The 21,750-nt window shown below is 67.8% G+C and carries 22 protein-coding genes and 1 tRNA gene; 9 read left to right on the plus strand and 14 right to left on the minus strand.

The genetic code is table 11. The features are described from left to right. The coding region (locus tag STARVERO_RS16220; protein ID WP_159600046.1) for a YncE family protein at nt 1-1,067 on the minus strand (1,067 nt) is incomplete at its 3' end. A 67-nt stretch (nt 1,068-1,134) separates the two neighbouring features. Further along, nucleotides 1,135-2,268: an ABC transporter substrate-binding protein gene (locus STARVERO_RS16225; protein WP_159600048.1), complete on the minus strand. Its 1,134-nt coding sequence runs from the start codon at nt 2,266-2,268 to the stop codon at nt 1,135-1,137. Nucleotides 2,269-2,654: 386 nt separating this feature from the next. On the opposite strand from STARVERO_RS16225, the gene STARVERO_RS16230 reads away from it, so the two are divergent. Continuing rightward, complete coding sequence (locus STARVERO_RS16230) at nt 2,655-3,971, plus strand: UDP-glucose dehydrogenase family protein (RefSeq protein ID WP_159600050.1); 1,317 nt, start codon at nt 2,655-2,657, stop codon at nt 3,969-3,971. A 121-nt stretch (nt 3,972-4,092) separates the two neighbouring features. Here STARVERO_RS16230 and STARVERO_RS16235 read toward each other — a convergent pair. Then, nucleotides 4,093-4,168: transfer RNA gene (locus tag STARVERO_RS16235), tRNA-Ala, on the minus strand. A 170-nt stretch (nt 4,169-4,338) separates the two neighbouring features. Here STARVERO_RS16235 and STARVERO_RS16240 point away from each other — a divergent pair. Together STARVERO_RS16240 and STARVERO_RS16245 are read left to right on the plus strand one after the other, a co-directional pair. Then, complete coding sequence (locus STARVERO_RS16240; protein WP_144340943.1) at nt 4,339-4,623, plus strand: YggT family protein; 285 nt, start codon at nt 4,339-4,341, stop codon at nt 4,621-4,623. Beyond that, on the plus strand, nt 4,620-4,940 hold the full coding sequence (locus STARVERO_RS16245) for a DUF167 family protein (RefSeq protein ID WP_159600052.1): 321 nt from the start codon (nt 4,620-4,622) through the stop codon (nt 4,938-4,940). The genes STARVERO_RS16240 and STARVERO_RS16245 overlap by 4 nt, the downstream gene beginning before the upstream one ends. 35 nt (nt 4,941-4,975) lie before the next feature. Here STARVERO_RS16245 and STARVERO_RS16250 read toward each other — a convergent pair whose 3' ends face one another. The 3 genes from STARVERO_RS16250 to STARVERO_RS16260 form a co-directional block, all read right to left on the minus strand. Beyond that, nucleotides 4,976-5,485, minus strand: coding sequence for a GNAT family N-acetyltransferase (locus STARVERO_RS16250; RefSeq protein WP_144340945.1), 510 nt, complete (start codon nt 5,483-5,485; stop codon nt 4,976-4,978). A 168-nt stretch (nt 5,486-5,653) separates the two neighbouring features. Next, nucleotides 5,654-7,480, minus strand: a complete 1,827-nt coding sequence (typA, locus tag STARVERO_RS16255) for a translational GTPase TypA (RefSeq protein ID WP_144340946.1) — start codon at nt 7,478-7,480, stop codon at nt 5,654-5,656. Between the two features lie 116 nt (nt 7,481-7,596). Next, a complete protein-coding gene (locus tag STARVERO_RS16260; protein WP_144340947.1) occupies nt 7,597-7,830 on the minus strand; it encodes a hypothetical protein in 234 nt (77 codons plus the stop codon). 195 nt (nt 7,831-8,025) lie between these two features. On the opposite strand from STARVERO_RS16260, the gene STARVERO_RS16265 reads away from it, so the two are divergent. Beyond that, nucleotides 8,026-8,274, plus strand: a complete 249-nt coding sequence (locus tag STARVERO_RS16265) for a hypothetical protein (protein ID WP_159600054.1) — start codon at nt 8,026-8,028, stop codon at nt 8,272-8,274. 12 nt (nt 8,275-8,286) lie between these two features. Here STARVERO_RS16265 and STARVERO_RS16270 read toward each other — a convergent pair whose 3' ends face one another. Continuing rightward, complete coding sequence (locus tag STARVERO_RS16270; RefSeq protein ID WP_159600056.1) at nt 8,287-9,402, minus strand: site-2 protease family protein; 1,116 nt, start codon at nt 9,400-9,402, stop codon at nt 8,287-8,289. A gap of 143 nt (nt 9,403-9,545) precedes the next feature. Here STARVERO_RS16270 and STARVERO_RS16275 point away from each other — a divergent pair, with 143 nt between their 5' ends. Then, nucleotides 9,546-10,043, plus strand: a complete 498-nt coding sequence (locus STARVERO_RS16275) for a pyridoxamine 5'-phosphate oxidase family protein (protein ID WP_159600058.1) — start codon at nt 9,546-9,548, stop codon at nt 10,041-10,043. 103 nt (nt 10,044-10,146) lie between these two features. Here STARVERO_RS16275 and STARVERO_RS16280 read toward each other — a convergent pair whose 3' ends face one another. The 5 genes from STARVERO_RS16280 to STARVERO_RS16300 all read right to left on the minus strand — a co-directional run bounded on the left by STARVERO_RS16280 (nt 10,147) and on the right by STARVERO_RS16300 (nt 14,551). Further along, entirely contained in the window at nt 10,147-11,376 is a 1,230-nt protein-coding gene (locus tag STARVERO_RS16280) for an argininosuccinate synthase (protein WP_159600060.1), read from the minus strand. Between the two features lie 118 nt (nt 11,377-11,494). Next, complete coding sequence (locus STARVERO_RS16285) at nt 11,495-12,028, minus strand: hypothetical protein (RefSeq protein ID WP_159600062.1); 534 nt, start codon at nt 12,026-12,028, stop codon at nt 11,495-11,497. Nucleotides 12,029-12,030: 2 nt separating this feature from the next. Then, on the minus strand, nt 12,031-12,429 hold the full coding sequence (locus tag STARVERO_RS16290; RefSeq protein WP_159600064.1) for a VOC family protein: 399 nt from the start codon (nt 12,427-12,429) through the stop codon (nt 12,031-12,033). Between the two features lie 9 nt (nt 12,430-12,438). Continuing rightward, nucleotides 12,439-13,686, minus strand: a complete 1,248-nt coding sequence (gene rlmN / locus STARVERO_RS16295) for a dual-specificity RNA methyltransferase RlmN (protein ID WP_159600066.1) — start codon at nt 13,684-13,686, stop codon at nt 12,439-12,441. A gap of 82 nt (nt 13,687-13,768) precedes the next feature. Further along, the gene (locus tag STARVERO_RS16300) at nt 13,769-14,551 is read right to left on the minus strand and encodes a GyrI-like domain-containing protein (protein WP_159600068.1); all 783 of its coding nucleotides are present in this window, start codon (nt 14,549-14,551) and stop codon (nt 13,769-13,771) included. A 204-nt stretch (nt 14,552-14,755) separates the two neighbouring features. Between STARVERO_RS16300 and dapF the strand changes: the two genes are divergently transcribed. From dapF to STARVERO_RS16320, 4 genes are read left to right on the plus strand one after another with little or no spacing between them, the layout of a single operon-like run. Beyond that, on the plus strand, nt 14,756-15,661 hold the full coding sequence (gene dapF, locus STARVERO_RS16305) for a diaminopimelate epimerase (protein WP_159600070.1): 906 nt from the start codon (nt 14,756-14,758) through the stop codon (nt 15,659-15,661). Continuing rightward, complete coding sequence (mtaB, locus tag STARVERO_RS16310; RefSeq protein ID WP_159600072.1) at nt 15,661-16,959, plus strand: tRNA (N(6)-L-threonylcarbamoyladenosine(37)-C(2))-methylthiotransferase MtaB; 1,299 nt, start codon at nt 15,661-15,663, stop codon at nt 16,957-16,959. Before dapF ends, mtaB begins: the two co-directional genes overlap by 1 nt. Continuing rightward, nucleotides 16,956-17,912 (plus strand): signal recognition particle-docking protein FtsY, encoded by a 957-nt coding sequence (gene ftsY, locus STARVERO_RS16315; RefSeq protein ID WP_159600074.1) that lies wholly within the window; start codon nt 16,956-16,958, stop codon nt 17,910-17,912. The genes mtaB and ftsY overlap by 4 nt, the downstream gene beginning before the upstream one ends. A gap of 2 nt (nt 17,913-17,914) precedes the next feature. Beyond that, a complete protein-coding gene (locus STARVERO_RS16320; RefSeq protein WP_144340959.1) occupies nt 17,915-18,514 on the plus strand; it encodes a septation protein A in 600 nt (199 codons plus the stop codon). Between the two features lie 7 nt (nt 18,515-18,521). On the opposite strand, the gene STARVERO_RS16325 is transcribed toward STARVERO_RS16320, so the two are convergent. Together STARVERO_RS16325 and STARVERO_RS16330 are read right to left on the minus strand one after the other, a co-directional pair. Further along, nucleotides 18,522-19,568: an aldo/keto reductase gene (locus tag STARVERO_RS16325; protein WP_159600076.1), complete on the minus strand. Its 1,047-nt coding sequence runs from the start codon at nt 19,566-19,568 to the stop codon at nt 18,522-18,524. A 102-nt stretch (nt 19,569-19,670) separates the two neighbouring features. Beyond that, complete coding sequence (locus STARVERO_RS16330) at nt 19,671-21,710, minus strand: acyltransferase family protein (RefSeq protein ID WP_159600078.1); 2,040 nt, start codon at nt 21,708-21,710, stop codon at nt 19,671-19,673. Between the last annotated feature and the right edge of the window lie 40 nt (nt 21,711-21,750).

A 21,750-nucleotide genomic window follows, 5' to 3' on the forward strand; every position in this document is an offset into this window, starting at 1 on the left:
GCGGGAGCCGGCGCGGCGCCGGGGGCGGCAGCGGCACCGGCGGGCGGAGCCGGCGGACGCGGGCGGCCGGCGGTCTTCAGCTTATTGGAGACATAGGCGTTGCCCGAAGCGGCATCGACGGTGACCGTCTGCGGCATCGAGCCGGTCACGACATTGGCGATCGGTTCCAGCGTCTTGGTGTCGACCAGCGTGACGAAGCCGCCCTGCCGGTTCGCGACATAGAGGATGCTGCGCCCGGAATCGATGGCGAGGCTGAGCGCGCCAGCGCCGGTCGGGATCTTCTTGACCACCTTGCCGTCCTTCGCATCGAGCACGGCGACCTCGCCGGAGCCCTGATGCGCGACGAAGACCTGATCGCCCGACGCGTCGTAGGCGAGATTGATCGCCCCTTCGCCGCCCGACGGGAAGGTCGTCACCTTCTTGCTGCCGAGATCGACGACATGGACCTCGTTGCTCTCCAGGGCGGAAAGGAACAGGCGGTTGCCCTTCGCATCGAGAGCGATGCCGGTGACGGCGCCGGGCAGATCGTCGATCGTGTCGACGATCTCGTTCTTGGCGCCATCGATCACCCACACGGAGGAGGACTTGTCGCGGCGGCCGGTGACGGTGACGTAGGCGCGGTTCGCCGCCTCGTCGACGGCCACCTCGCGCACATGCGCCTTCTCGCCCTTGGCGAGCTTGGCGACGACCTTGCCGCTGGCGAGGTCGATCACCGCGAGCGAGCCGTCGCGGGTCTGCGTGCCGTAGAGGGTCTTGGTCTTGTTGTTGATGCCGAGGCCGAAGACCGGGTCGTCGCCGAGCGCGATCGTCTCCTTGGTCTCCAGCGTCGCCGGATCGAGCGCGTAGACGAAGGTCTCGCTGGCACCGCGCGCGCCGGCGGCGGCGACATAGACACGGTTCATCGGCGCGCTGAAGACGAGCTCGTAGAGCCCCGCACCCGGCTTGGCCGACTTCACATATTCCGGATCGGCGAAAGCCGCGCCGGCGAGGCCGAACACCGCCACCGTGGCGAGGGCAATGGAGCGCAGGCGCAGGCGGGGCCGGGCAAAGGTCGCGTCGTTCGGCATGACGTTTCTCCGTTGATGAATGAGGTCGGGTTGCGATGCGCGGACGGCCCCGGCTTGCCGCCGCGCATCAGTCGAGATCGATCCAGTTGGGCCCCTCGACCGGCACGGCGAGGAAGCGCGCGTTCACCTCTTCCACCGTCCGGCCGACATCGAGCCCGGCGAAGCGCTCGGGGTGAATCCATTTCGCCAGGATCTCGACGGTGAAGAGGTCGAGCGGCGAGTTGAGCATCTGGTGCGACAGGCCGTGGACGCGCTTGTCGCGTACCGCCGCCAGCCCGCCGAAGCCCGGCCGGGCGACGACGCGCGCCAGCGTCTCGCGCGCCCGCTCCAGGCTGTATTCCGGCCCGATCAGCAGCCCGCCGGTGCCTTCCATGTGGCTGCCGCCGGTGGCGATGTAGACCTGCGGGTCCTGGGCGATGACATATTCGAGGTTGAGCTTGCCGAAGGCGCGCGGGATCACCGCCGCGCCGATATTCGTGCCGCCCACCGCCTCGATGATGTCGCCGACATTGCCCCGCCCCGGCGAATTGCAGCAGTCCGCGGTCATGGCGGCATGCGGCTCGAGGAAGACGCGCGGGCGCTCGCCGTCCGTGAGTCCCTCGACCTTCGCGCGCACCGCGTCGATACGGGCGCGGCGGAAGGCGAGGAAGTCCTCGGCCTGTGCCTGACGGCCGGTCGCTGCGCCGAGGAGACGCAGGCTCGGTTCCAGATTGGCAAGCGGATGGGTGAAGAAGTCGATCACCACCACGGGGATGCCGGCCGCCTCGATGCGCGCGCGCTCCTCGTCGGAGGGCTGCGAGCCGAGAGAAAACACCGCGAGGTCCGGCCGCGCCGCCACCACCTGCTCGACCGAGAGCGAACCGGCGGAGCTCGCCACTTTGGCGAGGCTGTCGATGGCGGGGAACTTGGCCTTGTAGGCGTCGAAGGTGCGCTTACCGATACGGTTGATGTCGCGCGGCCAGGCAGCGAGCACGCTCACCGGGTCGGGATGGATCAGCGAAAGCGCGATCAGGAAGCGCCCGTCATCGATGAGCAGCCGGCTCGCCGGCCGGGCAAGGCGCACCTCGCGCCCGGTCACGTCCTTCAGCGCGATATCCGCCATCGCCGGATGTGCCATCGCCAGAAGAACGAACGCCAGCACCAGCAACGCGCTGCGGCGGACGGACCAGAGGACGGCATTATGGTGGAGGCCGAGGCGCATGGGCGGGAAGCACCGGACAGAAGACGATGTTGTCGCCGCCTAATCCCTCCCGGATGACCGATATGTCAACTAAACATTTTGTAATTGCTTGTTTTTAATTAGTCTAATGTATGATTATTGAATATCTGCATTCTGTTTTACTTGCTCATGAATGTTACGTCTTGACGTCGCGTCATCAATTCGCCGTGCGCGCGCCTCGGATGCGTGTCGCGAAACCGACGCAGAACTCTGGCAAGGCACGGCATGTGCTCTCTGCCTCTCGCGCCGCTTTGCGCGCCCCCTCTCGAAATGGGACGCGCGATTGGATAAAGGGGGCACGAAGCCCTCGCCGAAGGCCCGGCGCCCCCCGCGCCGCGTGCTGCCGGAAGCCAGACTGAGAGTTCTCCATGCGCGTTGCGATGATCGGTACGGGCTATGTCGGTCTCGTCTCCGGCACCTGCTTCTCGGATTTCGGCCACGAGGTCGTCTGCGTCGACAAGGATGCCTCGAAGATCGAGCGCCTCGGCCGGGGCGAGATTCCGATCTTCGAGCCCGGGCTCGACGATCTCGTCCGCCGCAACGTCGCGGCCGGCCGGCTCCGCTTCGCCACCGACCTCACCCAGGCCGTCCGGCAGGCGGAGGTCGTGTTCATCGCGGTGGGCACGCCCTCGCGGCGCGGCGACGGGCATGCCGACCTCTCCTATGTGCACGCGGCCGCCCGCGAGATCGCCCGCGCGGCGAACGGCTTCACCGTCGTCGTCACCAAGTCGACCGTGCCGGTCGGCACCGGCACCGATATCGAGCACATCATCCGCGAGGAAGCGCCGGAGGCGGACATCGCGGTGGTCTCCAACCCGGAGTTCCTGCGCGAGGGAGCCGCGATCGAGGATTTCAAGCGGCCGGACCGCATCGTCATCGGCACGGAGGATCCGCGCGCCCGCGAAGTGATGACGGCGCTCTACCGCCCGCTGTCACTCAACGCCGCGCCGCTGCTGTTCACCGAGCGCAACACCGCCGAGCTGATCAAATACGCCTCCAACGCCTTCCTGGCGATGAAGATCACCTTCATCAACGAGATGGCGGACCTGTGCGAGAAGGTCGGCGGCAATGTCCAGGAGGTGGCCCGCGGCATCGGCCTCGACCGCCGCATCGGCCCGAAATTCCTGCATGCGGGCCCCGGCTATGGCGGCTCCTGCTTCCCCAAGGACACGCTCGCCCTCATGCGCACCGCGCAGGAGGCCGGCGCCCCGCTGCGGCTGATCGAGACCGTGACCACGGTGAACGAGAGCCGCAAGGCCGCCATGGGCCGCCGGGTGATCGAGGCCATGGGCACGCCGCCACGCGGAGCGACGGTGGCCGTGCTCGGCCTCACCTTCAAGCCGAACACCGACGACATGCGCGACAGCCCGGCGATCAACATCGTCCAGTCGCTGCTGGACCGGGGCGTGCAGGTGCGCGCCTACGATCCCGTCGGCATGGACGAGGCCCGCAAGGTGCTGCCGGCGGAGGTCGAATACGCGGCCAGTGCCTATGCCTGCGCCGAGGGCGCGGACTGCCTCGTCATCGTCACCGAGTGGGACGCCTTCCGGGCGCTCGACCTCGACCGGCTGAAGACGCTGCTGCGCCGCCCGATCGTGGTTGACCTGCGCAACATCTATCCCCCGGCCGACCTCGTCGGCCGCGGCTTCAAATATGTCGGCGTGGGACGCCCCAACGGCGAGTGAGCTCCCGGAGCTTCGTTCTTACCGGGAGCGGGCGGTTCCATCACCGCCACGACGACGCGCGGCCCGGCCGGGAAACGTCCGGCAGGGCTGGATTTCAGAGGATTGGGGATTTTGGGAAGCCTGGTGGAGCCGAGGGGATTTGAACCCCTGACCTCTGCAGTGCGATTGCAGCGCTCTCCCAACTGAGCTACGGCCCCACGCTTCAGGCCGCGCCTTGTACGGTCGCCGCCCGCCCGCTGTCAAGGCGGCTCGACACCCCGAAGCGACCGGCCTGTGAATCAGGGTTGCCGCAATGCGGCGGCGCCATTAAGCATCTTTGCGGCAGGTCGTTTCCGCGCCGCCGCAGGCCCTTGTTCCGAGGCTCCCGATGTATTCGATACTCTGGCTGTTCGACACGCTGATCACCCTCTACGTCTGGATTCTCATCGGCTCGGCCATCCTGTCGTGGCTGGTGGCGTTCAACGTCGTCAACCCGCACAACCAGTTCGTCCGCAATGTCGGCGAGTTCCTGTGGCGGGTGACGGAGCCGGTGCTGGCGCCCATCCGCCGGCTGCTGCCCAATCTCGGCGGCATCGACATCTCGCCGGTCATCCTGATCATCCTGCTCTACTTCATCCGCAACCTCGTCTTCGAGGTCGTGGCGGGTACGTGAGCGCGTCCCCGCCCTGGACCGTCACCGCCGATGCGGTGGTGGTGACGGTGCGCGCGACGCCCCGTGGTGGGCGCGACGCGATAGACGGCCTCGTCGAGCTCGGCGACGGCCGCTCAGCCCTGAAGGCGCGTGTCTCGGTGGCGGCGGAGGACGGCAAGGCCAATGCGGCGCTGGCAAAGCTGCTCGCCAAGGCCGGCGGCATCGCGCCGTCGCGGGTCGAGCTGGTGTCGGGCGCGACCGGCCGCACCAAGAGCTTCCGGCTGAACGGCGATGCCGCCGACATCGCCGCCCGCCTTCAGGCGCTGGTTACCGCCTGACGAAGGCCGTCATCGAAGAATGTGAGGGGCGGGTCTCAGCCGTTCCAGCCGAAGGCCAGCTTTTCCAGCGAGCGACTGCCGAAGGTCTCGGTGGAGCGGGCGACGCCGATGCCGCCCATGGCGCGGTAGAAGCCCAGTGCCGGCTCGTTGGCCGCCAGCGCCCACACCGCCAGCCCGTCGAAGCCGGCATTGGCCAGTTCCTTGCGCGCATCGGAGAACAGGCGGCGGCCGAAGCCCAGCCCCTGATATTCCGGCCGCAGATAGAGCTCGTAAATCTCGCCCTCATAGGGCAGGCCGCGCGCCCGGTTGCGCCCGACATTGGCGTAGCCGGCCACCGCGTCACCGAAGGTCAACACGACCACGCGCGAGCCGCGCTTCAGGGCGGTCTCCCACCAGGCCGGGCCGCGACGCAGGACCATCTTCTCCAGCTCGGCGCCGGGAATGAGGCCGCGATAGGCGAAGCGCCACGCCGAGTCATGGATCTCGGCGATGTCGGCGGCATCGGCCGGTCGAGCCCGGCGCGTCTCGACAAGAAGCGTGCTCATGTTCCGATGGGAGCAAAAGCGCCCCGTCGGATCAAGGTCTTTCCGCGACAAAAGCACGATCGTTCCACCGGGGCGTGGCGCGGACGCCACGCCGGGCACCCGCATGCCGTCGCGTCAGGGCTCCAGCGCCCTGACGACGGGAGGCCGCGCGGCCGCAACCCGGACGGCTCAGACGCCCTCGGCTTCCTTGCGGCGCTCCTCGCGCTTGCGCTCGTTGGGGTCGAGCAGGCGCTTGCGCAGGCGGATGGACTTGGGCGTCACCTCGACCAGCTCGTCGTCCTGGATCCAGGCCAGCGCCCGCTCCAGTGTCATGCGGATCGGCGGCGTCAGGCGCACCGCCTCGTCCTTGGAGGTGGTGCGGATGTTGGTGAGCTTCTTGCCCTTGAGAACGTTCACCTCGAGGTCGTTGTCGCGCGTGTGCACGCCGATCAGCATGCCCTGATAGACCTTCCAGCCCGGCTCGATCATCATCGGGCCGCGATCCTCAAGGTTCCACAGCGCATAGGCCACCGCCTCGCCCGCCTCGTTGGCGATCAGCACGCCATTGGTGCGGCCGGCGATCTCGCCCTTGTAGGGCGCGTATTCGTGGAACAGCCGGTTCATGATGGCGGTGCCGCGCGTGTCGGTCAGCAGCTCCGACTGGTAGCCGATGAGGCCACGGGTCGGGGCGTAGAACACGAGGCGCACGCGGTTGCCGCCGGAGGGCTTCATCTCCACCATCTCGGCGCGGCGTTCCGACATCTTCTGGACAACGACGCCGGAGAATTCCTCGTCGACGTCGATCAGCACTTCCTCGATCGGTTCCAGCGTCTCGCCGGCCTCGTTCTTGGTGAACACCACGCGCGGGCGCGACACGGCGATCTCGAAGCCCTCGCGGCGCATGGTCTCGATCAGCACGGCGAGCTGAAGTTCACCGCGGCCGGAGACGTAGAACGAGTCCTTCTCGGTCGATTCTTCGATCTTCAGGGCGACGTTGCCCTCCGCCTCGCGCAGCAGGCGATCGCGGATGACGCGGCTGGTCACCTTGTCGCCCTCGGTACCGGCCAGCGGCGAATCGTTGACGATGAAGGTCATGGTGACGGTCGGCGGGTCGATCGGCTGCGCCTTCAGCGGGGTGTCGACCGACAGGTCGCAGAAGGTGTCGGCCACCGTGCCCTTGGAAAGGCCGGCAATGGCCACGATGTCGCCGGCGACGCCTTCCTCGATCGGCTGGCGCTCGATGCCGCGGAAGGCGAGGATCTTGGAGACGCGACCCTGCTCGACCAGCGAGCCGTCCTGCGCCAGCACCTTCACCGCCTGGTTCGGCTTGATGGTGCCGGAGGTGATGCGACCGGTGAGCATGCGGCCGAGGAAGGGGTTGGCCTCCAGCAGCGTGCCGATCATCTTGAACGGCGCTTCCTCGACGGTCGGCTCCGGCACATGCTTGAGCACGAGATCGAACAGCGGCGCCATGCCCTCGTCGCTCGGGCCTTCCGGCGAATGGGCCATCCAACCGTTGCGGCCGGACCCGTAGAGGATCGGGAAGTCGAGCTGCTCATCGGTGGCGTCGAGCGCCGCGAAGAGGTCGAACACCTCGTTGATGACTTCCTGCGCGCGGGCGTCCTGCCGGTCGACCTTGTTGATCGCCACGATGGGACGCAGGCCGACCTTGAGCGCCTTGCCGACCACGAACTTGGTCTGCGGCATCGGGCCCTCGGCGGCGTCGACCAGCACGATGGCGCCGTCCACCATGTTGAGGATGCGCTCCACCTCGCCGCCGAAGTCGGCGTGGCCGGGCGTGTCGACGATGTTGATGCGGGTATCCTTCCAGACCACCGAGGTGGCCTTGGCGAGGATGGTGATGCCACGCTCCTTTTCGAGGTCGTTCGAATCCATCACACGCTCGGCGACGCGCTGGTTCTCACGATAGGAGCCGGACTGCTTCAGCAGCTCGTCCACCAGCGTGGTCTTGCCGTGGTCGACGTGGGCGATGATGGCGATGTTGCGCAGCTTCATATGAAAACAACCAAAAAGCGGGCCCGAAGGGCTTCGGACCCGCGATGAATTTTGCGGCGCACTATACTCAGAACGCCTCGAATATCAACGTTGCAAGGCGAATGCCCCGCCGAAACCTAGTCCGGCTGGCGTAACTCCCACAGCCGCCGGATCTGCGGCGGCTTGAGGATCTGGCCATCGGCGGTACGCAGCCACGCCAGCTCGCGGTTGGCGGGCGACTGGGTCATGGCGAAGGCGACGGCGTCCTCCACCGTGCCGAACTCGTATGAATCGGGCCAGCCGTCCGGGGCATCGACGGCATGGGACGGCGGCCAGTATTGCAGCCGGACGGGTTCGTGATCAGGCGTCATGAACCTACCTCCTCAGAATTCCGCGACAGGCAGCTTGGACCGCGCCCGCGCTCCGACGGACGCGGCAACTGGTAGGAACGCTGCTGGCGAAAAAAGGTTCCGACCTTTCGAAAACAATCGGGTCTTCAGGCGTTCGACACTTGAACGCGCCGCGCCGCCAGCCCAGTTTGAGAGAACGCATGAGGAGGGATCGAGATGGCGCAGAACAACGGCAAACCCGGTTCTCCCGAATACACGGAGCGCGAGGTCGACGAATCCGTGGAAGAGACCTTCCCCGCCAGCGATCCGCCGGCCCTGAGCGGCATCACCGGCAAGGTGCCCCCGCCCACCGCCGAGGAAAACCTGCCGCCGACCGAGGAAGAGGTCGACGAGACGCTGGAAGAATCCTTCCCGGCGAGCGACCCGCCTTCCTTCACACCGGTCACCGGCGTCAAGGAAGGCTGACGCCTCGCCTCGTCAGGCGGTCGGCCGCTTTGCCCAGGGGCCGAAGCGCGCTTCCGGCTGGGCGGCGCGCAGCAGCATCATCTCGCCGACATTCTCCGGCGACAGCAGGCCGACCAGCCGGCCCTCGCCGTCCAGCACGCCCACCACCGGCGCGCCGCTTTCGGTGATCAGCTTGAGCGCCCGGTCGAGCGGCGAACGGGTCCCGACGGTCGGCACCTCCCCCTGCATGGTCTCGATCGCCGGAGCCGTCGGCCCCTGCGCCTGCAGCGCGTGGATCATGGCGTCGCGCGTGAGCACGCCGCGCAGCTTGCCGGCGCCGTCGACGATGGGAAACTCCTTCTGCGTGGTGCGGATCAACGCCTCGGCGGCGTCGCCCACGCTCGCCTGCGGCCCCAGCGTCTCGAACTGGGTGATCATCGCGTCCTCGACCAGCAGCCCCTGCGCCGCCTGCTTCATCTGCACCGCCCCCGCCTCGCTGGAGGCGGCGAGGAAGACGAAGACGGCGATGATGATCAGCATCGGATTGCCGAAGATGCCGAGAATGCCGAAGCCGACGGCCAGCGCCTGACCGATGGAAGCGGCGGTCTGCGTCGCCTGGGCATGGCTCATGTTCATGGCCAGGATCGCCCGCAACACCCGCCCGCCATCCATGGGGAAGGCGGGAATGAGGTTGAACACGACGAGGAAGATGTTGGCCGCCGCCAGCTTGGCGGCGAGGCCGATCTGCGGATTCTCGATGTTCTCGATGTGCTCGACCCCGACATTGCCGCCGAGGAAGAGCAGCAGCACCGCCGCGATCACCACGTTCACCAGCGGTCCGGCAATGGCGACCACGAGTTCTTCGGAGGGCTTCTCGGGGATGCGCTCCAGCCGGGCGATGCCGCCGAAGGGCCAGAGCGTCACCTCGGGCGTCTTCACCCCGTAGCGCCGCGCCGCGAAGATATGGCCGAACTCGTGCAGCAGCACGCACAGGAACAGCAGCGCCACGAAGGCCACGCCCTCCCACGCCGCGCCGGTCCCTCCCTGCTGGTAATAGGCGGCCCAGATCCAGATCAGGAACAGCAGGAAGGTAACGTGGATGCGGACCGCGGTGCCATAGACATGTCCGACGGTGAGCGACCAGGGCATGGGAATCTCCTCGGGCGGGCTTTCGCCAGCATACCTCCATCGTCATGACAGCACAGCGGATTTACCCGCATGCTTTCCAGCGCCCGGAAGACGGGAACCACCGGCGCCGCGCCGTGTTGCCCCTGAAGACGAGGAGGTACGCCATGGACGAGAAGACCACCGCCGGCGCCGTCGACCACGTCTGGGAGATGATGGACGCCATCCGCACCTGCATGCTGGTGACCAAGCAGGGCCTGACCCTGCGGGCCCGGCCGATGCACGCCTTCCCCTCGCGCGAGGAAAACTGCGTCTGGTTCCTTTCCGACCGGCGCGGCCACAAGGACGAGGAACTGCCACACGATCCGCAATCGGCGCTGGTCTTCTCGGACAAGACCGGCCGCGACTTCCTCTCGCTCTCCGGCGAGAGCGAAGTGATCGAGGACCGTGCCAGGATCGACCAATTGTGGAACGACGCGGCTGCCGTCTGGTGGCCTCAGGGCCGCAACGACCCGAACATCCAGGTGCTGCGCTTCCTTCCCGAGCAGGCGGAATACTGGGACGGCCCGTCGAGCTCGATCCTCGTCGGTCTCAGGCTCGCCGCCGCGCGCCTTGCCGGCCGCCCACCCGAGCTCGGCGAGAACCGCAAGGTGCCGCTGGATTGACGGTTCATAGGTAGCCGGGCGCGCCGCCGATAAAGAAATATGGCCGGGCAGAGCCCGACCATTCATCTCTTGAGCGTGTCCGGTCCCGACGCTGCGGGGGCTCTCACACGCCGATGCGCCGGGTGCGGTTGGCCAGCGTGCGCAGGCGCAGCGCGTTGAGCTTGATGAAGCCGGCCGCGTCACGGTGGTCGTAGGCGACCGCGCCTTCCTCGAAGGTGACGAGGTCCTGGTTGTAGAGCGAGTAAGGCGAGGAACGCCCCACCACCTCGACATTGCCCTTGTAGAGCTTGAGCCGGACTTCGCCGGTGACGAATTCCTGGCTCTTGTCGATCAGCGCCTGCAGCATCTCGCGCTCGGGCGAGAACCAGAAGCCGTAATAGACCAGCTCCGCATAGCGCGGCATCAGGTCGTCCTTGAGATGCGCCGCGCCACGATCGAGCGTGATGCTCTCGATGCCGCGATGTGCCTGCAGCAGGATGGTGCCGCCGGGGGTCTCGTAGACGCCGCGCGACTTCATGCCCACGAAGCGGTTCTCGACGAGGTCGAGACGGCCGATGCCGTTCTCCTTGCCGAGTTCGTTCAGCCGGGTCAGCAGCGCCGCCGGCGAGAGCGCGAGGCCGTCGACGGAGACCGCGTCGCCCTTCTCGAAGCCCACGGTGATGTAGGTCGCCTTGTCGGGCGCCGCCTCGGGCGAGATGGTGCGCTGATAGACGTATTCCGGCGCTTCCTCGGCCGGGTTCTCCAGCACCTTGCCCTCCGAGGAGGAGTGCAGGAGGTTGGCGTCGACGGAGAACGGCGCCTCGCCGCGCTTGTCCCTGGCGATCGGGATCTGGTGGCTCTCGGCGAATTCGAGCAGCTTCGTGCGCGAGGTCAGGTCCCATTCGCGCCAGGGCGCGATCACCTTGATCTCCGGCTCCAGCGCGTAATAGCTCAGCTCGAAGCGCACCTGGTCGTTGCCCTTGCCGGTGGCGCCGTGGGCGACCGCGTCGGCGCCGACCTTGCGGGCGATCTCGATCTGCTTCTTGGAGATCAGCGGCCGGGCGATCGAGGTGCCGAGCAGGTACAGCCCCTCATAGAGCGCGTTGGCGCGGAACATCGGGAAGACGTATTCGGAGACGAACTCCTCGCGCACGTCCTCGATGAAGATGTGCTCGGGCTTGATGCCCAGCAGCTCCGCCTTCTTGCGCGCCGGCTCCAGTTCCTCGCCCTGCCCGAGATCGGCGGTGAAGGTCACCACCTCGCAGCCATAGGTGGTCTGCAGCCATTTCAGGATCACCGAAGTGTCGAGACCACCGGAATAGGCGAGGACCACCCGCTTGATGTCGTGAGCCATGATGCGTTCCGCACGAGAGAAGGGCCGAAGGCCGAGAAAGCGCGCGGACTATAGGCATGGCGCCGTCCGGCGCAACCCCGTCATCCCGTGCGCGCGTGCGGAATCCCCTCCTGCCGGCTCAGGCGGCCGGAGGGGGCGGGGACGGCGGAAGCGGGGGCGTCGGGGAAGATGGTGGCAGGGCGGCAGGTGGCTCGCCCACGCGAGCCGCGCCGACCGGCTTCCAGAAGCCCGCGCTCCATCCGGCCACCAGCCAGTAGACGAGCCCGCCAGCCAGCCCGGCGCCGACGATGTAGAGGTCGCCGTCGAACGGCACCGGCGTGTCGGGATAGGGCGTGAAGAGCGAGGCGGCGAGCCAGGCCGAGACCGCCCCGTTCGCCGCGTGGAAGATCCAGGAACGCACCGCGAAGGCTTCGGCGAACAGGATCCCGACGAAGGCGATGGCCCACATGGTCATCGCCACCGCCGACAGCGCCATGGAGGCCGCCGAGAGCGTGTCCGCCAGCGCCAGCGCCTGCACTTCCGTCGCGCCGCTGATGAGGTCGCCGAGCTGCCAGTAGCCGAACACGACCACGACGAAGGTGGCGATGAAGCCGGCGACCATGCCGAACGGCACCACGACAAAGCGCAGCAGGAGACGCAGAAGGTTGTCCATCCTCACACCGGCTTGTGGCAGACCGCTTCGATGTTGTGCCCGTCGGGATCGAGCACGAAGGCGGCATAGTAATCCGGGTGATAGTGCGGGCGCAGCCCCGGCGACCCGTTGTCCCGCGCGCCGGCCGCCAGCGCCGCCGCGTGGAACGCATCGACGCTCGCCCGGTCCGGCGCGGCGAAGCACACATGCAGGTGCCCGTCACCGGTCGCCGCCAGCGCGCCGCCCGAGCCGATCCAGAAGAACGGCTTGCCGTTCGCGCCGAAGCCGGCATGCGCCGCGCCGCCGGTCTCCTTCGCCGTCGCCTCCATCACCACGTCGATGCCGAGCGGAGCGAGGGCGGCGCGGTAGAAGGCGCGCGAGCGTTCGAAATCCGCGACGGGAAAACCGACATGGTCGAGCATCGCCGTCCCCTATTCGGCCGATGCCGCCATGGCGCGAAGCGCCAGGCGCTCGCGGGCGGAGAGCTTCTCGGTCTCGCTCTTGAGCTGGCCACAGGCGGCGAGGATGTCGCGCCCGCGCGGCGTGCGCACCGGGCTCGAATAGCCGGCGCGGAACACGATGTCGGAGAACTGCTCGATGGTCTCCCAGTCCGAGCACTCGTATTTCGTGCCCGGCCACGGGTTGAACGGGATCAGGTTGATCTTCGCCGGTATGCCGGCGAGCAGCTTCACCAGCGCCTTGGCGTCGGCCGGACTGTCGTTCACGCCCTTGAGCATGACGTATTCGAAGGTGATGCGCTTGGCGTTCGACGCCGCCGGGTAGTTGCGGCAGGCGTCGAGCAGCTCTCTCAGCGGATACTTCTTGTTGATCGGCACCAGCACGTCGCGCAGCTCGTCGCGCACCGCGTGCAGCGAGATGGCGAGCATCGGCCCGACCTCGCGCCCCAGCTTCTCGATCTCCGGCACCACGCCCGAGGTGGAGACGGTGATGCGCCGCTTGCCGATGCCGAGCCCCTCGCCATCCGCCAGCACCTCGATGGCCTTGGCCACCGAGTCGTAGGCGTAGAGCGGTTCGCCCATGCCCATGAACACGATGTTGGTGACGAGCCGGTCACCCTCGGTCGGCAGGCCGGGGCCGACGGCGCGCTCCATGCCGGGATAATCGCCCAGGCGATCCCGCGCCACCATCACCTGCGCCACGATCTCGGCGGCGGAAAGGTTGCGCACGAGGCGCTGCGTGCCCGTATGGCAGAACGAACAGTTGAGCGTGCAGCCGACCTGAGAGGAGACGCACAGCGTGCCGCGGTCGCTCTCGGGGATGTAGACCATCTCGACGTCGTGCGGCTTGTCGCCGGCGATGTCCGGCGGCAGGCGCAGCAGCCATTTGCGGGTGCCGTCGTTCGACACCTGCTCGACCACCACCTCCGGGCGATCGAGGGTGAACGCACCCGCGAGCTTCTCCCGCAGGCCCTTGCCCACATTGGTCATGGCGTCGAAGGAGGTGACGCCGCGCAAATAGATCCAGTGCCAGAGCTGTGCAACGCGCATGCGACGCTCGCGCTCGGGCACGCCGATCTCCGCCAGCGCCTCGGCGAGGCTCGCGCGGTCGAGCCCGGCGAGCGAACGCCTCACTGGCGTGCGCGTCATGTCCGGGCGGTGCGCTTCGACGGCGGCACCCGCCCCGGCGGCGGTGGCCGCAGTGGTATCGATCAGGTTCATCGCTTTATCGAGGATATGTGTTTACGCGCCTCATAGCACAGAGCGGCGGGCGAGGCGAATGCCGGCTCCGCGCCCTGCCTCTTCACTTCAGCGGCACCCAGATGTCGATGACGAGATCGTCCGGCGAGGTCGTGCGCGGGTCGGAGCGGTATTCCTCGATATAGAGATCCTGCGCCTCCAGATCCTTGGCGTCGAGCAGGTTGGCGATCTGCTCATAGGTCGGGTCCATCGCGTCATAGGGGCCGCGATGGGTGAAGCGTAGCGCCTTGCCGGCCGGCGAGGCGGAGAAGACGACCTCGTTCTGCGGCTTGTCCATCGTCGCTCCCTCGAAGGGCACCGCCGCCTCGAAATCGAAGCCCAGATCGTCCGTCGACGTGTAGATGATGAAGGGCGCGCCGTTCGACTTCAGCTTCAGCCGCGCGATCTCGGCGTCGATCTGCTTGAGCGTGGCGACGATGGTGGCGAAGGCCTCGTCCCAGCTCGCATGCGCCTTCTTCATCAGCACAGGGACCGGCTTCAGCTCCGCCTCGTCGCCGAATCCGTCCGGCCGCTTGAGCGGATCGGTGGCGGGGGCGATCGACTGGGTATCGACGGCCTTCGGATCGACCACCGGCGGCGCCACCATGTCGTCATCGTCGAGCGGCGCCGGATCGGCCGGTGCGCCGGCCGGCGGCGTGGTCGGGGCATCGGCCGGAGGGGATTCTGGCGCAGCAGCAGGCGGGTTCGCGGCCGGCGGAGTTGCAGCAGGTGGTTCGGCGGGCGCCGTCTGCGCCAGAACCGGCGACGGCACCGAAAAGGCCGCGAGCAGGAACAGCACACACAGCCGTCGCAGGAGGACGCGAGCGGTCGAGATCTCGAATGTCATCGGTTCACCAGCGCGGGCGCGAGTCGGGTATTGGCGCGGGTCGAGTACTAGCATTGTCCGCCCCCGCCCGCGACGGCCCGCGCCTCACCCCGGGAATGGACCGAGTTTGGCCATCGAGTCTGGCCAATCCTTGGCGCTTCGCCATATAAGGACGGCAACCCTGTCCCAACCCCCGTCCCACGGTCGGAAGCCGCGAACCGGATCATGGCAGCGCTGGAAAACCGCCCCTTCGTGAAGATGAACGGCCTCGGCAACGAGATCGTCGTGCTGGACCTGCGCGACGCCCCGCTCGCCGTGCCGGAGGAGGAAGCGCGCGCCCTGGCCCGTCCGCAGGCCCTGCCCTTCGACCAGATCATGGCGCTCTATCCGCCGCGGAGCGAAGGCACGGCCGCTTTCGTGCGCATCATCAACGCCGACGGATCGGAAGCCGGCGCCTGCGGCAACGGCACGCGCTGCATCGCCCTCTATGAGGCGGGCCGCACCGGCGAACACCACATCGTGTTCGAAAGCGTGGCGGGCCTTCTCGACTGCACGGTCTCGGCCACTCGCGCGGCCTCCGGAGCGACGGCCGCCGTCACCGCGGATATGGGCGTGCCGCATTTCGGCTGGCACGATATTCCGCTTGCCGGCCCGGTGGCCGACACCCGCGCCATCGAATTGCAGGCCGGCCCGACCGAGGCGCCGGTGCTGCGCGCGCCCTCCGTGGTCAATGTCGGCAACCCGCACGCCATCTTCTGGGTGCACGACGTCGAGGCAGTCGATCTCGGCCGCTACGGGCCGGAGCTGGAGCACCATCCCGTGTTCCCCGAGCGGGCCAACATCTCGGCGGCTCAGGTCGTCTCGCCGGAACACATCGTGCTCAAGGTGTGGGAGCGCGGCGCCGGCCTGACCAAGGCTTGTGGCTCGGCCGCCTGCGCCGCCGCCGTGGCCGCCGCCCGCAACGGCCTCACCGGCCGGCGCGTCACCGTCACCCTGCCCGGCGGCGATCTCGTCATCGACTGGCGCGAGAGCGACGACCACATCCTCATGACCGGCCCGGCCGTGTTCGAGTTCGACGGCCGGCTCACCGCCGCCATGCTGGACGCGCCCACCGGCGTCGGCGCCGCCTGATGTCGCAAGCCTCCACCGTCGAGGTCGTGACCTTCGGCTGCCGACTGAACGCGCTCGATTCCGCCACCGCCAGGGCGATGGCCGGCGCCGCCGGGCTGGAGCGCGCCGTCATCGTCAACACCTGCGCCGTCACCGGCGAGGCGGTGAAGCAGGCGCGCCAGGCGATCCGCCGGCTGAAGCGCGAGGACCCCGCGCGCCGCATCGTCGTCACCGGCTGCGCCGCGCAAACCGAGCCGGCCGGCTTCGCCCGCATGGAAGAAGTCGACCGCGTGCTCGGCAATGAAGAGAAGATGTCGCCCGCAAGCTGGGCGGCGACGCGCCAAGCGCTCGATTTTCCGCTCGATTTCGGCATCGGCACTGAGGAGAAGATCCTCGTCGGCGACATCATGGCGGTGCGCGAGACCGCGCCGCACCTCGTCGACGGGCCGGCCGACACCATAGACGGGCACACCCGCGCCTTCGTGCAGGTGCAGAATGGCTGCGACCATCGCTGCACCTTCTGCATCATCCCCTATGGCCGCGGGAACTCGCGCTCGGTGCCGATGGGCGCGGTGGTGGAACGCGTGCGTGCGCTTGTGGAGCAGGGCTTCGGCGAGGTGGTGCTGACGGGCGTCGACCTCACCTCCTGGGGCGCCGACCTGCCCGGCGCGCCCCGCCTCGGCGTGCTGGTACGCGCGCTGCTGAAGCATGTGCCGGAGCTGAGGCGACTCAGGCTTTCCTCCATCGATTCCATCGAGGCGGACGACGACCTCCTGCGGGCGCTGGCCGAGGAGGAGCGGCTGATGCCGCATCTGCACCTCTCGCTGCAGGCCGGCGACGATCTCGTGCTCAAGCGCATGAAGCGCCGGCACCTCCGCCGCGACGCCGTTCGCTTCTGCAAGGAGGCGCGCCGCCTGCGACCCGACATGGTATTCGGCGCCGATCTGATCGCCGGCTTCCCGACCGAGACGGAAGGCCAGTTCCGTGCCTCGCTCGACCTCGTCGACGCATGCGGGCTGACGCATCTGCACGTCTTCCCCTTCTCGCCGCGTCCCGGCACGCCGGCCGCGCGCATGCCGCAGGTCGCCGGCGAGGTGATAAAGGACCGTGCCCGCCGCCTGCGCGAGAAGGGCGCGGAGGCGCTGCTGCGCCACCTCGCCGGCGAAGTCGGGATGAGCCGCGAGGTGCTGGCCGAGCGCGGCGGCATCGCCCGCACCGCCGGCTTCACCCCCGTCCGGCTGGCGCGCGCTCTCGCGCCCGGCACCCTCATTTCCGTACGCATCGCCGGCCATGACGGCGCGCGGCTGATCGCGGCATGACCGATATGACCGACACCAACGATACCGCCTCCCGCCCCGGCTTCTGGAAGCGCCTGACGCAGGGCCTGACCCGCACCGCGTCCGGGCTCTCGACCGGCATCACCGACCTCTTCACCAAGCGCAAGCTCGACGCGGACACGCTCGAGGACCTCGAGGACGTGCTCATCCGTGCCGATCTCGGCGTGGAGACGAGCACCCGCATCGCCGAGGCGGTCGGCAAGGGGCGCTACGACAAGAGCATCGAGCCTGACGAGGTGCGCGCGCTCGTCGCCGACGAGATCGAGGCGGTGCTCAGGCCTGTCGCCCATCCGCTGGTGTTCGCCGCCGACATCAAGCCCTTCGTGCTGCTGATGGTCGGCGTCAACGGCTCGGGCAAGACCACCACCATCGGCAAGCTCGCCTCAACCCTGAAGGCACAGGGCAAGAAGGTCGTGCTCGCCGCCGGCGACACTTTCCGCGCCGCCGCCATCGAACAGCTCAAGGTGTGGGCGGAGCGCACCGGTGCCTCCATCGTCGCCCGTGCACCGGGCGCGGATGCCGCCGGCGTTGCCTTCGACGGCCTACAGCAGGCGCGCGCCGAGGGTGCGGACGTGCTCATCATCGACACCGCCGGCCGGTTGCAGAACCGCGCCGAACTGATGGCGGAACTCGAGAAGATCGTCCGCGTCATCAAGAAGCAGGATCCCACGGCGCCGCACGCGGTGGTGCTCACCCTCGACGCCACGGTGGGGCAGAACGCGCTTCAGCAGGTCGAGGCGTTCAAGCGGGTGGCGGGCGTCACCGGCCTCGTCATGACCAAGCTGGACGGAACCGCGCGCGGCGGCATCCTCGTCGCCATCGCCGCCCGGCATAGCCTGCCGGTGCATCTCATCGGCGTCGGCGAGGGCATCGACGACCTGCAACCTTTCGAGGCGCGCGACTTCGCCCGCGCCATCGTCGGACTGGAGGGCTGACCATGACCGACACCCCGTCCGAGACGCGCCTGCGCACCATGCATCCGCTGCTCAAATTCGCGCTGGAGCTGGGCCCGCTGGTGGTCTTCTTCATCGCCAACGGGCGCGGCGGCATCTATGTCGCCACCGGCGCCTTCATGGTCGCCACCTTCGCGGCGCTGGCGGTGATGTGGATCGTGGCGCGCAAGATCGCGGTCATGCCGCTGGTGTCGGCCGGCGTGGTGCTGGTGTTCGGCACGCTCACCATCGTCCTGCAGGACGATCACTTCATCAAGATGAAGCCGACCATGGTCAACGCGCTGTTCGGCCTCGCTTTGCTCGGCGGCCTGTGGCTCCGCAAGCCGCTGCTGCCCTATGTGCTGGGCGACGTCTTCGTGCTGACCGATCAGGGCTGGCGCGAGCTGACCATACGCTGGGGCGTGTTCTTTCTCGTCATGGCGGTGCTCAACGAGGTCGTCTGGCGCACGGTGTCGACGGATATGTGGGTCGCCTTCAAGACCTTCGTCTATCTGCCGCTGACGCTGGTCTTCGCTATGGCGCAGGTGCCGCTGATGACCCGCCACGGCGTCGAGCCGCCGGCCGACAAGCCGGCGGACCGCTGAACCGTCGTCAGGGGCAGGGATTGCCCCGCAGCTGGTGCACGGCGTCGATACGCTCCAGCACCTCGGGCGAGAGCGTGATGTCGGCGGCGGCGATATCGGTGACAAGCTGCTCCATGCTCGTCGCCCCGATGATCACCGAGGTGACGAAATCGCGCGACAGGCAGAAGGCGATGGCCATCTGCGAAGGATCGAGCCCCGCCTCGCGGGCGATGGCGAGGTAATCCTCGATGGCCGCCTCGGCGCCCGGCACCTGATAGCGGGAGGCCCGCTGGAACAGCGTGGTGCGCGCGCCCGGCGGCAGCGCACCGTTTTGGTACTTGCCGGTCAGGTAGCCCTGCCCCAGCGGCGAATAGGCGAGCAGGCTCACCTCCTCGCGCAGGCTGACCTCCGCCATCGCCGTATCATAGGTGCGGTTCAGCAGGTTGTAGGCGTTCTGCACGGAGGCCGCGCGCGGCCCGCCCGTGCGCTCCGCCTCGGCCAGAAACTTCATGGTGCCCCAGGCGCTCTCGTTGGAGAGGCCGACATGGCGCACCTTGCCTTCCTTCACCAGTTCGCCGAAGGCGTCCAGCGTCTCGGCAATCGGCGTCTCCTCGCCCGCCACCGTCTTCCAGCGGGTCGGGTTGGAGCCGAACTGCGGCACCGGCCGTCCGGGCCAGTGCAGCTGATAGAGGTCGATATAGTCCGTCTGCAGCCGCTTCAGGCTCTTGTCGACCGCCTCGCGGATCTGCCCGCGGGTCGGACGGGCGGGCGAGCCGTCATCGCGGAACCAGGTCATCTCGGACAGCCCGCACACCTTGGTGGCGAGGATCACCTTGTCGCGGTTGCCACGCGCCTTGAACCACGTGCCGATGACACGCTCGGTGGAGCCCTGCGTCTCGGGCTTGGGCGGGATCGAATAGAGCTCGGCGGTATCGATGAAGTTGATGCCGTGATCGAGCGCGTAGTCGAGCTGCGCGTGTCCCTCGGCCTCAGTGTTCTGCTGGCCGAAGGTCATGGTGCCGAGACAGATGGAACTGACCTCGAGGCCGGTGCGGCCGAGCGGGCGATACTGCATGTCGATTGTCGGGGATTGGGACGCGGGGAGACCGGATGTTAGGCGGCCCGCCACCGGCCGGCAAGCCGTGCCGGTGGGTAAGCCGTTCCGGACGGCAGAAGCCTAGAGGCCGCCCTCGGGACCGCGCAGGCGGCGCGAAATCTCCGCGAACACCTCCGTCATGGCCGGCTCCAGCAGCGTCCCGCCATAGCCCGACAGATGGTCGCGGTCCATGTAGAAGCTGCCGTTGCGGTCGCCCCACACATAGCGGCCGTCGCGCTTGAACACCTCGTCGAAGGACAGCACCCAGAGCTTCTCGCCCTTCAGCTGGCCGAAGATGCCCTGCACATAGGCCTGGCGGCCATCCTCCTCCTCGATGGTCGGCGAGGTCTGCCAGATCTCGGCCTCGAAGCGCTCCTCGGTAAGCGCCGTGCCGACCCCCAGCAGTGCCGCCTGCTGCAGGATCTTCTGCGGCAGCACCAGCTGTTCCGGCATCTGGTCGACGACCACCACCGCCACGCCGAGGTCGAGATAGTCCTGAACCGTCTGCGGCAGCAGCGTCGCGAAGGTCTCCTGCGAGGAGGCGCGCGAGGGATAGTAGCTGTCGCCCTCGCGCGACAGCATGAAATGGTTGTCCTTGCCTATGGGGTAGAGCGTCCACCGGGCCGCCAGCACGACCACGTCGAAGCCGCCCTTCTTCACCAGCTCCAGCTGGCGGCGCGCCAGTTCGGGGCAGACGCCGTCGTCGAACACGCCGCCGCGCACCGAGGCGCCGTTGATCGGCGGGCAGCTTCCGAGCCCCATGCGGTAGACGGCGTTTTCCTTGCCGATCTCGGTGAAGGCCGGAAGGATCGTGTAGGAATGGCTGTCGCCGATGATCAGGATCCGCAGCTTCGGATCCTTCGGCTCGAAGATCGGGCAGAGCTGGCCGCGCTCGTCGGCATCCTGCAGGCTGCTGCCGGCATAGCACTTGTTGCCCAGCACGTTCGGCAGCACCGTCGCCAGAAGATAGGCCTGCCGGCTACCGAGCTCGGGATTGGCGAGGCGGCTCGGAATCCCCTGCGTGATGCTCGCATAGAGCCCGAAGGCGACGAAGGGCACCGCGGCGACAGCGCTGGCGGCGAACACCGCCCGCCGGCTCGGCATCAGAGGAATCGGTCGCCGGCGGAAGGGCTGCTCGACGAACCGCCAGCTGAGATAGGCGAGGACGAGCGACACCCCGGCCAGCGCCAGCATCAGCCAGGCGGGCGGTTCGCCCATGCTGCGGATGCGCGCGAAGGCGAAGAGCGGCTGGTGCCAGAGATAGGCGCTGTAACTGATCAGCCCGATGCCGACGAAGACCCGCGCCGACAGCAGCCGGGCGACGAAGGTGCCCTTGTGCGCGAACAACAGGATCAGCGCCGTACCGACCACCGGAGCGAGCGCGTAGAGGCTCGGGAAGGGCGTGCTGCTGTCGTAATAGAGGATCGCGAACACGATCAGCGCGAGGCCGGCGAGGCTGAGCGCCTGGTTCGGCCGTGGGGTGCGGCCGGAAGCGATAAAGCCGCAGATCGATCCGGCGAGCAGTTCCCAGATACGGAACTGCGGCAGGTAGAAATTCGCCCGCGGCGCGTAGCGCCAGCCCCACTCGGTGGCGAGCAGGCTGGCAACCGCCGTGGCCACCACCAGCCAGAACACCCTCCGGCGGCCGAAGCGCCAGAGCACGGCCAGCGAGAGCGGAGCGAATAGATAGTACTGTTCCTCCACCGCAAGGCTCCAGGTGTGGAGCAGCGGCTTGAGCTCGGCGGCGGCGGCGAAATAGCCCCCCTCCTCGCGCCAGAACAGGAAGTTCGAGACGAAGAACACCACCGCCACGAGGCTGCGGCCGAAGTCGCGCAGTTGCTCGGGAATCATCCAGAGCCAGGCGAAAGGCACGCAGGCAGCCATGACGAGAAACAGCGCGGGAAGAATACGCCGCGCCCGCCGTTCGTAGAATTTCTCGATGGAGAACGTACCACCCTCGATCTCGGCCAGTAATATGGCCGTAATCAAGTAGCCACTGATAACAAAAAAAACGTCAACGCCGACGAATCCGCCGCCGAAAACGCTAAATCCCGCATGAAACAGAATAACGGGAACGACAGCGACGGCCCGCAACCCGTCGATCTCGCTTCTATACTTCATATTACCTCAGGTTAGGCAATAAGCACGTCAAACAATTTGG

The organism is Starkeya nomas, assembly GCF_902703545.1.
Taxonomy (GTDB): Bacteria; Pseudomonadota; Alphaproteobacteria; order Rhizobiales; family Xanthobacteraceae; genus Ancylobacter; species Ancylobacter moscoviensis.